Annotated in this window: 11 protein-coding genes; 8 read left to right on the top strand and 3 right to left on the bottom strand. The window is 66.4% G+C overall.

Translation table 11 applies throughout. From position 1 onward, the window contains the following. Positions 1–66 precede the first annotated feature (66 nt). The 3 genes from E4J93_RS07925 to E4J93_RS07915 all read left to right on the top strand — a co-directional run bounded on the left by E4J93_RS07925 (position 67) and on the right by E4J93_RS07915 (position 5513). Positions 67–771, top strand: coding sequence for a prealbumin-like fold domain-containing protein (locus E4J93_RS07925; RefSeq protein ID WP_187231670.1), 705 nt, complete (start codon positions 67–69; stop codon positions 769–771). Positions 772–912: 141 nt separating this feature from the next. After that, positions 913–2760, top strand: coding sequence for an ABC-ATPase domain-containing protein (locus E4J93_RS07920; RefSeq protein ID WP_255431971.1), 1848 nt, complete (start codon positions 913–915; stop codon positions 2758–2760). Between the two features lie 623 nt (positions 2761–3383). Further along, positions 3384–5513 (top strand): ATP-binding domain-containing protein, encoded by a 2130-nt coding sequence (locus E4J93_RS07915; protein ID WP_147588925.1) that lies wholly within the window; start codon positions 3384–3386, stop codon positions 5511–5513. A gap of 244 nt (positions 5514–5757) precedes the next feature. Here the strand turns inward: E4J93_RS07915 and E4J93_RS07910 are convergent, their stop codons facing one another. Next, entirely contained in the window at positions 5758–6549 is a 792-nt protein-coding gene (locus E4J93_RS07910; protein WP_147588924.1) for a mechanosensitive ion channel family protein, read from the bottom strand. Positions 6550–6794: 245 nt separating this feature from the next. On the opposite strand from E4J93_RS07910, the gene E4J93_RS07905 reads away from it, so the two are divergent. From E4J93_RS07905 to E4J93_RS07885, 5 genes are all read left to right on the top strand, one after another. Continuing rightward, a complete protein-coding gene (locus tag E4J93_RS07905) occupies positions 6795–7778 on the top strand; it encodes an ABC transporter substrate-binding protein (protein ID WP_147588923.1) in 984 nt (327 codons plus the stop codon). A 163-nt stretch (positions 7779–7941) separates the two neighbouring features. Next, the gene (locus tag E4J93_RS07900; RefSeq protein ID WP_147588922.1) at positions 7942–8970 is read left to right on the top strand and encodes an ABC transporter substrate-binding protein; all 1029 of its coding nucleotides are present in this window, start codon (positions 7942–7944) and stop codon (positions 8968–8970) included. Positions 8971–9219: 249 nt separating this feature from the next. Beyond that, entirely contained in the window at positions 9220–10140 is a 921-nt protein-coding gene (locus E4J93_RS07895) for an ABC transporter permease (protein ID WP_147588921.1), read from the top strand. Beyond that, positions 10133–10927 (top strand): ABC transporter ATP-binding protein, encoded by a 795-nt coding sequence (locus tag E4J93_RS07890; protein WP_147588920.1) that lies wholly within the window; start codon positions 10133–10135, stop codon positions 10925–10927. The genes E4J93_RS07895 and E4J93_RS07890 overlap by 8 nt, the downstream gene beginning before the upstream one ends. A gap of 200 nt (positions 10928–11127) precedes the next feature. Continuing rightward, entirely contained in the window at positions 11128–11631 is a 504-nt protein-coding gene (locus E4J93_RS07885) for a hypothetical protein (RefSeq protein ID WP_147588919.1), read from the top strand. A gap of 145 nt (positions 11632–11776) precedes the next feature. Here E4J93_RS07885 and E4J93_RS07880 read toward each other — a convergent pair whose 3' ends face one another. Together E4J93_RS07880 and E4J93_RS07875 are read right to left on the bottom strand one after the other, a co-directional pair. Beyond that, positions 11777–12532: an SdpI family protein gene (locus E4J93_RS07880; RefSeq protein WP_147588918.1), complete on the bottom strand. Its 756-nt coding sequence runs from the start codon at positions 12530–12532 to the stop codon at positions 11777–11779. Continuing rightward, positions 12522–12800, bottom strand: a complete 279-nt coding sequence (locus tag E4J93_RS07875; RefSeq protein WP_147588917.1) for an autorepressor SdpR family transcription factor — start codon at positions 12798–12800, stop codon at positions 12522–12524. Before E4J93_RS07875 ends, E4J93_RS07880 begins: the two co-directional genes overlap by 11 nt. Positions 12801–13046: the final 246 nt, after the last annotated feature.

The following is a 13046-nucleotide window of genomic DNA, read 5'->3' as shown; positions in this document are numbered from 1 at the left end:
AATCGTAATGCCTTGAAGGTGAAAGAGCCGCCCTTACGGACGGCTCAAACTGTAATGGGCGCCCGTATGAAGGCGGTCACTTTAAAAGGTAGGACGCTTGCATGCGCCATCGTGGTGGCGCTGTGCGCGCTTCTTGCTGCACCGGGCATCGCGCCCGCTGCCCCTTTGGGATCCATCTCGTTGGCCTGCATGCACGAGCGCGACGGGGTGTCTGTCCCTGTGGCGCGCGACCGGTACGCCGTCGTGGCGGTCGCCACGGCATCGGTTGAAAACGGCGGCGTCAGGTATGCGACGCTCCCTGCTTTCGAGGAGGTGTCCTGCGATTGGTCCTCCCTGGATGCCGAGGGGCTGCGCGAGCGTTCGAGGGCGGCGCACGAGGTATTCCTGCGCGACGGCATGGCGCCCGTCGCGACCATCGTGACGGACGATGCCGGCCGGGCCCGTGCGGCGGAGTTGGCCGCGGGCATCTATCTGGTGGCTCGTATCGAGACCGCTCCCCAGAACGAGGACGTGCTAGTCGATCCGGTTTTGGTGGGCGTGCCCGCCACGGTCGACGGGAAGCTCGAATACGATGTCGTCGCGTACCCCAAGTTCGAGGACGTGCCGGGCCCGCAGCCCGACAAGCCGGGCGGCTTGATACCCGGCTTCGACCTGCCGACGACGGGCGATATGCAGCTTGCACTGGTTGGCGTGCTGCTTTTGCTGGGAACGGCGACCCTGTGGTCGTCGCGCCGCGTGGCGGAAGGCTCGTCTGATTCGAGTGCATCATAGCGTGGTGCGCTCGGGGCTCTCGATCGGCGCGGGACACAATGGGATACTATGGATGGGCGCTTGGGAAACCGGGCGCCCATTGTTATTTACCAGCGTAGAGCAGCTCGATGCCGCGCGTCGACAAGGCGAAGGGAAGGGGCCATGCAGATGAGGACCGATTGCGACCTGGTGCGCGAACTCGAACGGATCGACGGGCGCGGATACCCCGCATACAAAGATGTGCGGGGCGGGTACGACTTCGGCGATTTCCAGCTGCACATCGAGCGCGTCCAGGGCGACCCGTTCGCCGCGCCGTCGCGCATGCGGGCGCAGGTACCGGCCGATGCGCTCGGGATACCCGAGGGCATGTGGAACGCGCGGCATCGACGCACCGCTCTGGAGGACGTCTTGCTGCGCCGCTTCGCGCGGACGCTCGCTTCGTTCAGCATGCGTGCCGGCGGCTCGGGGAAGAGCGGCGTGCTCGCCACGGCGTCGCCCGGACCCGAGGTGTTATCCCGTTCCGCGTGCGAGGTGCGGGACGGCGCGGTGACCCTGCGCTTCGAAGCCGGCCTGCCGGCGCGCGGGCGCACGGTGGACGGCCGCGCGGCCGCGCGCATGCTGCTGGACTTCGTGCCCGCGTGCATCGACCGAACGCTGTTCGCTGATGACGGGCTGCTCGATCAGGCGTGGGCCGCGGTCGAGCTCGCCGACGACCAGCGCGCCGCGCGCGAGAAGATGGAGGAGCTCGGCTTGGTAGGCTTCGTGGCGAACGGCTCGGTGCTGCCGCGCGAGAGCGGCGTGTCGAAGCGACCGATGGCCGACGCTCTGCCGTTCGAGTCGCCGGAGGAGCGGCGCGTGGTGCTGAACCTGCCACATCGCGGGGACGTGGCGGGTATGGGCATCAAGCGCGGCGTCACGCTCATCGTGGGCGGCGGCTACCACGGCAAGTCCACGCTGCTGCAGGCGCTGCAGGACGGCGTGTACGACCATGTTGCGGGAGACGGGCGCGAGCTCGTGCTCACCGATCCTTCGGCCGTGAAGCTGCGCGCCGAGGACGGTCGCGCGGTGAGCGGCGTGGATATCTCCTTGTTCATCCGCGAGCTGCCCGGCGGCCGCGATACCTCTTGCTTCTCCACGGTGGATGCCAGCGGCTCAACGTCCCAGGCGGCCTCGACCGTCGAGGCGCTCGAGGCCGGCGCCCGTACCCTGCTGATCGATGAGGATACGAGCGCCACGAACTTCATGGTGCGCGACGCGCTCATGGAGGCCGTGGTGGCGCGCGAGTTCGAGCCCATCACGCCCTTTGCCGAGCGCGTCCGCGATTTGTGGGAGCAGGCGGGCGTGAGCTGCGTGATCGTGGCGGGAAGTTCGGGTGCGTATTTCTCCGTTGCCGATTGCGTGCTGCAGCTCGACCGGTACCGGGTGGTCGATATCACCTCGCATGCGCGCGCGGTGTGCGAGCATCTGGACGCGCCGGTAACGCCGCGGGCTGCAGCGTTCGAGCTCCCGGTTGCCGGCCATGTGCTCGGAACGGCGTTCGGGGGCGCGCCTGGTTCCAGGGCGCGCGGCGCGGGCCGCGGTACCGTGGGCGACGGCGGCCGAGGCGGCGCCGGGGGCGGACGCGGCCGCGGCGGGCGGGCGATGGGTTCCGGCGGTGGATTCGAAAGCGCCGGGCCTCGGGGTCGCGGCATGGCGGGCGAGCGCACCAAGGTGCGCACAAGTGGATGCGATTCCCTGCAGGTGGGGGATGGGTTGGCCGATGTTCGTCTGGTCGAGCAGCTCGTCGATCCCGCCCAGACGCGCGCCATCGCCCAGCTCGTCCGCGTGGGCCTGCAGCGCGGCGTGGTGGCGCCCGGAGTCCCGGTTGCCCGCGCGGCGCGCGAACTCGGGGCGCTGCTTGATCGCGAGGGTTTCTCGGCGCTGGCCGAGCATGGTGACGCGCCCTGCGATCTCGCGCGGCCCCGTCTCCACGAGCTTGCCGCCGTGCTCAACCGCTGGCGTCGCTCCTAGTGCGTTCGACGTTCGCTTTCTTGCGAAGGGGCGAGCGTCGCGCGCGCCGCTTGGACGCTGCTTGCGCCGGTCCGTCGTTTCAGCTCGCTGTCGTCGGACCGTTTCAGCCTCGGCTTGCTTTTTTGAGGGCCGTTTCGGCCTGTCGCCGCGCGCGGTTTCCTGACGCCAGCGAGCTGCTCCGCGGTTTCCTGACGCCAACGGGCACTTTCCGCCCGTCTTGGCGGGAGAAAACCGCGGGTCCTCCGTTTTGCTGGGATATTTATGAACCGTGGCGCCTCCTATGCGCAAAATCCTGACGGCAAAGGCCCGGCATAGAGCCTTTGTGGGAGAAAATCTGCTGGCCACGGCCCGTATGCTAAAAATCTGACGCCGGCGCCGTGCACCTGGCGAAATGGCTCGCCCGAGGAACGCCGGCGCCGCGCACCTGGCGCCCCGGACCGCCTGGCAACTACGCTGATGGGGGTACCGGCGCCGCGCACGTGGCGCCCCGGTCGCCCGGCGACGATGCCGATGGGAGCGCCGACGCCCCGCGCGGTGCGTATCTTGTGTTGCCGTTCGTCTCGCGTACGGGCGGTGGGGTACACTGGTTTGCGCTCAACGCATGCAACCGATTGAGAGGGACCATGAGAGAAGACGATCCGGTATTCGACGAAGAGCAGGCGCATCTCGACGAGCTCTATGCCCGGCTGCTGGGCTTTCGCGACGACCTGACCCATCAGCTCGAGCACGACCACAAGCAGGCCGCGGCCGACCTGGTCACCATGAGTGAAGAGATCCGTCCCGACTTCGGCGGAGCGGACGAGACCATGGAGACCCTGGCGGCCATCGAGACGCTCAACGCCGTCATCGACGCGTATAACCAGTTCCACGATTTCAGCGTCGACCGGCTGCGCAAGGTGCTGCTCCTTCTTCGTCAGCCCTATTTCGCCAAGGTGCGCCTGAAGATGCGCCCCGACCGCTCGGCGCGAGACGTCTACATCGGTGCGGCCGGTATTACCGACGAGCGCCACACGCCGCTCGTGGTGGACTGGCGCAATCCCATCGCCGAGACCTATTACAACCAGGAGAACGGCACTACCAGCTACACGGTGAACGGCCGCGTCAAGACGGTGGAGCTCGAGTTGCGCCGCCAGTTCGATATCGAGCGCGACCGCCTGCACGCCTACTTCGACACCACGGTGGCCATCGAGGACTCGCTCCTGCTCAACGCGCTGCGCCGGCACCATTCCGAGAAGCTGCAGGCCATCACCGCCACGATTCAGCGCGAGCAAAACGAGGTCGTGCGCCACGAGGACGTGCCGGTCATGTTGGTCAACGGTATCGCGGGCTCCGGCAAGACCTCGGTCATGCTGCAGCGCATCGCCTACCTGCTGTATCACCAGCACGAGACGCTTTCGGCCGACCAGGTCTACCTGTTCAGCCCCAACGAGGTCTTCGAGCGCTATATCGACGGCGTCTTGCCCTCGATGGGTGAGGCCAACCCGCGCCTGTACACCTGGCGCGATTTCGTGGACGAGCAGGGTGCGGGCAACCGAGACGACGGCTCGAACACGCCGGCGCTCTCGCTCGAGCTGCTCGAGGCGGGCATGCCCGGCCTGTCGATCGAGGACGACGACCTGCGTTCCATCGTGGTGGACGACGAGGTGCTGCTGAGCGGCGGCCAGATCTTCGGGGTCGTCGCCAAGTTCATGCAGTACGGCATCGGCCCGCGCTTCGTGGCCCTCGTCACCGACGAGCTGCGCAACCGCCTGGACCGCCGCCTGGCCGCCATGGCCCGCGACGACGTGTGGCAGGAGCGCATGCTGGGCCTCGACGTCGAGGAGCAGATTCGTCTGCTGGGCTGCGCTGCCACGCCCACGGGCGAGGACGATACGGCCGAGCTCACGCGCTGTTACGTGGACCAGCTGTTCCTGGCGCCCGCCGAGGCGGCCATCGACCGTCTGAGCTGGCTCAAGCTCGACCGCATCGGCATGCGCATGCTGGGCAAGAAGACGCTGTCGGCCACCGAGCTTCTCTACCTGCGCCTGCTTATCTGCGGCCGCGGCGCCACCGATGCGAAGTTTGTCATGGTGGACGAGGTCCAGGACTACTCGGTCGCCCAGCTTAAGGTCCTGGCCAAGTTCTTCTCCGGCGCGCACTTCCTGCTGCTGGGCGACCAGAACCAGGCGATCCGCGAGGGCACCGCGTCGTTCGACGAGATACGGCGGATCTTCACCGATACGCATGGCTCGGTGGACGTGTGCCGCCTGCTCACCAGCTATCGCTCGAGCCCCGAGGTCACGGCGGTCTTCTCGGCGCTCGTCAACATGGGCGACGATATCAAGCTGGCGAGCGTGCGCCGCGCCGGCCTGGAGCCGCGCCGCGAGGTGCTGGGGAACGACGACGAGCTGGCGGCCGCCCTGCGGGGGCTCGTCGGCGAGGCGACGCGTGCGCGCGAGGACGAGTCCGCGGGGCTTACGGCCATCGTGGCGCACGACGGCAAGACCGCCTATCGCTTGGCGAAGCTTCTGGACAACGAGGTGCCGGTACTCAAGAAATCGCAGTCGCTGCCCGCCTCGGGCGTGGTGATCGTGACCCTGTCCATGGCGAAGGGGCTCGAGTTCGACCACGTGGTCATCGCTGATGCCGACGCGCGGACGTACCCCGATACGCCGCTGGCGCGCCGCAGGCTCTATACCGCGGTGTCGCGCGCGATGCATCAGGTCACGCTCCTTGCGGTGGGCGAGCTGTCACCCTTGCTCGCCGCTGTTTAATTCGGCGATAGCCGCCCTGTATGCAAAGGGACCGCGGAGTCGGCTCGCGCCGGCTTCGCGGTCTTTCGTTATAAGGAGGCCGGCATGGTCTGTGGGGAATTCGAGGGCGAGGCGGACCTGGCGCGCCGAGCGCGCGGCTGAAGCGGGCGGCCGCGCTGAAGGATTGGGGCGGACCGGCTGCGCGCGGGCGCCTTGCGGCGTCTTTAGGACTGGCCGTCGCGCCGCGCCCCGTGTGGGGCGGCGCCTAGATTTCGCGGGCGATGGCGCGCACCACGGCGTCGGCCGCGAGGCTCGTCTTGCTGGCGTCTTCCAGCACGAAGATGATCTTGCCCTTGATGCCGAACTCCGTGATCTCGGAGAACAGCACGCGCGGTCCCTCGACGACCGTGCAGACCGAGTTGGCGGCGGCCAGCGCGATGCCGCCGAGCTTGGTGGCGATCTGGTCGGTGTCGCAGGTCACGGTGGGCGCATCGCCGTCGGCGCCAGCGGCGTGCGGCACGGCGAACGGCACCACCACGCGGCTGGCGGGCAGCAGGTGCACGAGCGCGGTCTTGGAGATGATCGAGTTAGGGATGATGACCGTCTGGCCCAGGATGTCGCGGATGGTGGTGTGGCGCCAGCTGACATCCTGCACCACGCCGGATTCGGCCCCGACCTCGATGTTGTCGCCAGGCTTGACGATGCCCATGAACGTGACCTGTAGGCCGCCGATGAGGTTGGACAGCGTGTCTTGGAAGCCCAGGGAGATGGCGATACCTCCGACGCCCAGCGTGGTGATGATCGCGTTGGCGTTGATACCGAAGATGCCGTCGAGGACGATGCTCGCTCCCACCACCCAGATGGTGGTGCGGGCGATGTTGATGATGATGGACGAGCTGGGTAGCGGGTTGCTGTCCTGGTTGAGCAGGTGGCGCAGCGCCCGCGAGGTCACGCGGGAGACAAGGCTGGTTGCCAGCACGAGCAGCACGGTCCAGAAGGCCTTCTGGACCCAATCGAGCTGGATGATATGCACGGCCTGGGTGATGATGTCGTTCATGCTGCTCCTTCACGTCGTCGATACCGCCCATGATACCCGCTTGCGCGCCGCGCGCGCCCGCATCTCGTGAATGCGGACGGCGGCACAAGGTTAACAACCTGTGTCCTCGGGGCCCGTGCCGCAACGGCGGGCGCGTACTCGCTAACATCTTGTGCCAAGCCGCGGCGCGACGACGCGCGGCGGGACGAATGAAAACGGCGGAGCCGTGAGCGCGACCGCACGGGCACAGTGAAAGGATGGTTGCCATGAAGCGTATCAACCTCGTTCGAAGGGGCGCCGCTTTTGCGGCCACGATGTGCACCGCGCTCGCGCTGAGCGCCTGCGGCTCTGCGGACGCTCCCGGCTCCGACGGCTCCTACAAGATCGGCGTGCTGCAGCTTACCGAGCACGGCGCGCTCGACCAGACCAACAAGGGCTTCATCGAGGCGCTCGACGAATCGGGTATCCCGTATACGGTCGACCAGCAAAACGCGCAGAACGACCAGTCTACCTGCCAGACCATTGCCAGCAAGCTCGTGAGCGATGGCGATGACCTCGTGTTCGCCATCGCCACGCCGGCGGCCCAGGCCGTCGCGGGCGCCACGACCGAGATCCCCGTGGTTGGCTCGGCCATCACCGACTACGCGGCCAGCGGCCTGGCGGCCTCCAACGAGGCGCCGGGCGCCAACGTCACCGGCACCTCCGACCTCACTCCGGTGGCCGATCAGATCGACCTGCTCATGCAGCTCATCCCCGATGCCAAGACCGTGGGTATCCTGTATTGCTCGGCTGAATCCAACTCCGACGTGCAGGTTTCGCTTGCCGAGGAGGCGCTCGACCGCGCGGGCATCGCCCACGAGCGCTATTCCGTGTCCTCTTCCAACGAGATCCAGCAGATGGTCGAGTCGATGGTGGGCAAGGTCGACGCTATCTACGCTCCCACCGATAACACCATCGCCGCGGGCATGGCCACGGTCTCCATGGTCGCAACCGACAACGGGCTGCCGGTCATCGCGGGCTGCGACACCATGGTGAGCGATGGCGGCCTGGCGTCGTATAGCATCAACTATCGCGACCTGGGCTACAAAGCGGGGCAGATGGCTGTTAAGATTCTGAAGGAAGGATCGGACCCCGCGACGATGCCCATCGAGTATCTGTCGAGCGACGAGTGCCAGCTTATCGTGAACAAGGCAACCGCTGACGCGCTCGGTATCGACGTTTCCGCTCTGAAGGACGCTCGGTTCGTCTAGGGCTCTTCGACACGCAGGGTCATATCCGGGGGACCGCACCGTCACGTTGCCGGCAAGGCGGCGGGGCAGTGCGGCCCTCTCGTATAGGACCGTATCGGATGGTCCGCTTATCGCATATGTGACCCGTACCCGCGCCAGACGCGCTTATCAAAGGAGATTCGCCATGGATCGCATCGTTTGCTCCCGTCGTATGTTCGCCAAGGGCTTTGCCGGCGCCGCCGCGCTGGCCGTCGCCGGCGGCCTGGGGCTCGCCGGCTGCTCGAGCCAGGACGCGCCGCAGGGCGGGTCGACCCCTGCTGCCGGCGCTCGCAAGGTGGGTGTGCTGCAGCTTACCGAGCATCCCGCGCTCGACGCGGCCAACAGGGGTTTCGTGGCCGCGCTCGAGGCCGACGGCATCGCCGTCGCAATCGACCAGCAAAACGCGCAGAACGACCAGTCGGCCTGCCAGACCATCGCGAGCAAGTTCGTCAACGACGGCTGCGACCTGGTGCTGGCGATCGGCACGCCGGCCGCCCAGTCCATGGTGGGCGCCACGTCCGAGATCCCCGTGGTGTGCACCGCTATCACCGACTTCGTGGCCGCCGGCTTGGTGGAGGACGGCGACGCCCCCGGCGGCAACGTGACGGGCACCTCCGATATGAATCCCGTGGCCGAGCAGATCGACCTGCTGCAGCGCCTGCTGCCCGGGGCCAAGGCCGTCGGTCTGCTCTACTGCACCGCCGAGCCCAATTCCAAGATCCAGATCGACCTGGCGAGCGCCGAGCTCAAGAAGCTCGGTTTGGAGCCGGTGGAGTTCACCGCCTCGAGCTCCAACGAGGTGCAGCAGGTCGTCGAGTCGATGGTGGGCAAGGTCGATGCCATCTACACGCCCACGGACAACACCATCGCATCGGCCATGACGACCATCGCCATGATCGCCAACGAGGCGAAGATCCCCACCATCTGCGGCGAGGTCGCCCATGTGGAGGCCGGCGGCCTGGCGAGCATCTCCATCAACTACGAGGAGCTCGGGCGCCGCGCCGGCGAGATGGCCATTCAGATCCTGGCCGATGGCGCCGATCCGGCCGAGATGCCCGTTCAGCAGATGAGCGCCGCCGAGTGCGATGTGGTGTTCAACGGCAAGACCGCCGAGCTGCTGGGCGTGGATACGGCTCCGCTGACCGCCGACGGCGGTACCGACGTGAGCGCGTAGGTCCTGGTTCGCGCATGCGGAGGCGGCTTTCGCCGCCACGAGTTCGCGGGATCGCGGCTTTCAGCCGCCCCGGTTGGTCGAAGCCGCATATTTCTGAAGCATTACGAGCACCGATGCGACAGCGGGCCCGTGCGCGCGCATGTTAGACTAACAGCCATATAGATAGCATCGTTGTGCGAAGCGACCCCGGCGGACATGACCGCCGGGGTTCTTTTGGCTCAGCGAACTTACCTGGCAAGGAGGGACGAGATGGGCGGAGCTCTACTTGGAGCCGTTTCCCAGGGCATACTCTGGGGCATTATGGTACTTGGGGTGTTTATCACCTATAAGCTGCTCGATATTGCGGATCTGACGGTTGACGGCAGCTTTGCGCTGGGCGGCAGCGTGTGCGCCGTCCTGGTGGTGGCGGGTGTCGATCCGCTTATCGCCATCGTCGCCGCCATGCTCGCCGGCATGGTCGCCGGAGCGGTCACCGGCTTTCTGCATACCGTGCTCGAGATCCCCGCGATCCTCGCCGGCATCCTTACGCAGATCGCCCTGTGGTCCATCAACCTGCGCATCATGGGCAAGTCCAACACCCCGCTGCTGCAGAGCGACACGATCTTCTCTCGCATGACTGAGATGACCGGGCTCTCCGCCAACGTGGCGTCCATCGTCGTGGGCCTCATCGTGGCGGTGGCCATCATCGCCGCGCTGTACTGGTTCTTCGGCACCGAGATCGGCAGCGCGCTGCGCGCCACCGGCAACAACGAGGATATGATTCGCGCGCTGGGCGTTTCCACCGCCAAGACGAAGATGATCGCCCTCATGCTCGCCAACGCGTTGGTGGGCCTTTCCGGCGGCCTCATCTGCCAGAGCCAGAAATACGCCGATATCGGCATGGGCACGGGCGCTATCGTGATCGGCCTGGCCGCCATCGTCATCGGCGAGGTGCTCGGCCGCCTCACCCCGGGCAAGCTCGTGGGCTTCAAGAGCCGCCTGGTCTCGGCCGTGGCCGGTTCCGTGGTGTATTTCCTCATCCGTGCCGTCGTTTTGCAGATGGGCATGAACGCCAACGATATGAAGCTGCTCTCCGCCGTGATCGTGGCGCTGGCGCTGTGCGTACCGGTGGTGTGGGAGAAGTACAAGCTGCGTGCTCATTACACGAAGGGCGGTGAGGCAGATGCTTAAGCTGTCCCATGTGAAGAAGACCTTCAACGCCGGCACCGTTACCGAGAAACGCGCCCTCACCGGCGTTGACCTCACGCTTGCCGACGGCGATTTCGTAACCGTGATCGGCGGCAACGGCGCGGGCAAGTCCACGCTGCTCAACATGATCGCCGGCGTCTACCCGCTCGATTCCGGCACCATCGAGCTGGACGGCGTGGACATCTCGCGCCTGTCCGAGCCCCGTCGCGCCAAGTACCTGGGACGCGTGTTCCAAGACCCTATGCGCGGCACGGCGGCCGATATGCAGATCGACGAGAACCTCGCCCTTGCCCGCCGCCGCGGCAAGCGCCGCGGCCTGGCATGGGGCATCACCAAGCAGGAGAAGGACGAGTATCCCGAGCTCCTCGCTCGCCTGGGTCTCGGGCTGGAGAAGCGCATGACCGCCAAGGTGGGCTTGCTCTCGGGCGGCCAGCGTCAGGCCCTCACGCTGCTCATGGCCACGCTCACCGACCCCAAGCTGCTGCTGCTCGACGAGCACACCGCGGCGCTCGATCCCAAGACGGCTGCGAAGGTGCTCGACCTCACCGAGCAGATCGTGGCCGAGCGCGGCCTCACCACGCTCATGGTGACGCACAACATGAACGATGCGATTCGCCTGGGCAACCGTCTCATCATGATGTGCGACGGCCGGGTGATCTACGACGTGGCCGGCGAGGAGAAGAAGCGCCTGACCGTTCCCGACCTGCTTCGCAAGTTCGAGGAGGTCTCCGGCGGCGAGCTGGCAAACGACCGCATGCTGCTGAGCTAGGCACGCGTCCCGCTGCCGATGCGGGGCCGACCGTGCGCCACGAGTATCCATGACGGCCGGGGGCGGGTGCGCTCCCGGCCGTTTTTCGTTGCAGGCGGCATGCCTGCGGGGAACGTGGCACGGAGATGTGTGCATCGGGGCGGAAAACGGGAATAAACATGGCAGGCTTATAGGTTGCGTTCGCAGCGCAAGGAGGAACCATGAAGCTCCGTATCTCGTCCAAGCTCGCCAGCGTGCACAGCGGGCTCGAGGTCTCGACCGTCGATGGGGAGGTGCTGTTCACCGCGCACACCGACCCGCTGTCGTCTCCGCGTACGACGCGCGTGGTCGATGCATCGGGGACCGAGGTCGCATGCTATCGTACGAGCCGGTCGGATGATAAGGACCGCGCGCACCATATAGACTTCCGCAGCGGGGTGTCGATGGACCTGAAGCGCTCGTTTCGCGTGTCCGCCAAGACGGACGAGGCGGTCATCCGCGTGCAGCCGCAGGGATGGATGGTCGTGACGCGCCGTGCATGGACGAGCCGATTCGAGATTCGCACGGAAGGCGGGCGGGTGATGGCGCGCGCCAAGCAGATCCCGGCGCTGCGCGGCGACGTGTACGATGTCGAGGTGCTCGACGATGCCCGCGTCGTTGCGATCGCGGTGCTCTCGATGATCGCCCGCGCGGTCATCCGCGACGATTCCCCCAGTCCCGTGTAGGCGCCCGCGGGCCCTTTCGAGTCCGGTCGGCGTCTCTCGTCCGCTTTCTCGCGCCAACGCCTCGCTCGCGTAATAGATTGCCTCCCATCGCCCGGGTACGGCCCTCGAGCGATGGGAGGCATCTTGCATGGCGGGACCGCCCGGTCTATCGCACGCGCAGCGGTTTGTTGCCGTGGCGGAATACGAGGTAGCTATACAGGTAGATGGACGCGCTCGACCCGATGACCGCGATCAGCAGGATTGCTGGCGCCGCGCCGCCCAGCTGCTTCGAGAACAGCCCGGATACGGCGACGGCGATGCCGGCGACGACCATGGCCGTACCGCCGAACCGATGCGTGAGCCGCCAGTTCTGGTCGCTGTCGAGCGCCCATGGCGTCTTGCATCCAAACGTGTAGTTGCGCTTGACCTTGGGCAGGTAGTTGCCAAGCAGGATGAGGCCGAGGCCCAGGCACGTGCCGACGATGATTCCGATGGGGCTGCCGTTTTGCGGCATGATGCCGAATACGACGAGCTCCGTGGTCCATGTCATCCCGATCATGAAGAGCGTGAAGACCGCGACGAACCCCGTGTAGAACGAACCCATGCGCTCGTATGCGCGGCCGCGCGGGTCTATGCCGGGAAGCACGTGGAAGAGGAGGAGCAGGCCGAGGGGCAGGATGTCGAGGCCGAGCGTCGAGAGCCGGCTGCTCCAGCCGTCGACGTTGCCCGCGGCGTCCCAGTGCGTGGGCACCATGTCGGGTAGCTGCGGTAGCAGGGCGAGGTGCCCCAGGAAGCTGAGGATGCACAGGGCTGCGAGCGCGATCAGCGTTCGGCGTCCGATGGGGGAGGTCCGGCGCGTTTCGGGCTGCTCGCCGTTGGCGCGGGGCGCCGCTCCCTGCTTGTCGTGGATGTTATCGGTCATTGGAATCGCTCCTGTCGGTGAAGGTGAGAAACCAGCTCATAAGGTCTTGCAGCACGGAGGTATTCAGGCTGTAGACGATCGACTGCCCGGCGCGTTCGGCGTCGACGAGCCCGGCTGCCTTGAGGGCGTTGAGGTGGTGGCTGATGGATGGCTTGGTCATGTCGAAGTGCTCGGCGAGCTGACCCGCTGTGAGGTCGCCGCATCGCAGTAGTTCGAGGATGCGTCGTCGCGTGGGGTCCGCGAGCGCCTTGAACGCTTCTCCTCCCATAGGTGCTCCTATCTCGTGTGTTGGAACGGCATCGGCGCGCTGTTCGCTGCAGTTCGATGCGCGCTGACGATTAAAGAATTAGACAACAATCTAAATAATATGTCAACAGGGGCTTGCGGGGCACCATGCGTTTCGATGCAGGTGCCGAGTGCGGGGCGGCTCCGTGCGCAATTCTGGCGAATTTTCCCATCGTTTTTGAAAAACGCCGGGTAGACCGAGTGCGGGGACGGCGTTTGCCCAGGAATC

Source organism: Collinsella sp. BA40 (genome assembly GCF_008014645.1).
Taxonomy (GTDB): domain Bacteria; phylum Actinomycetota; class Coriobacteriia; order Coriobacteriales; family Coriobacteriaceae; genus Collinsella.
Note: the sequence above shows the minus strand (reverse complement) of the source record. Positions and strands in the feature narration are given on the sequence as shown.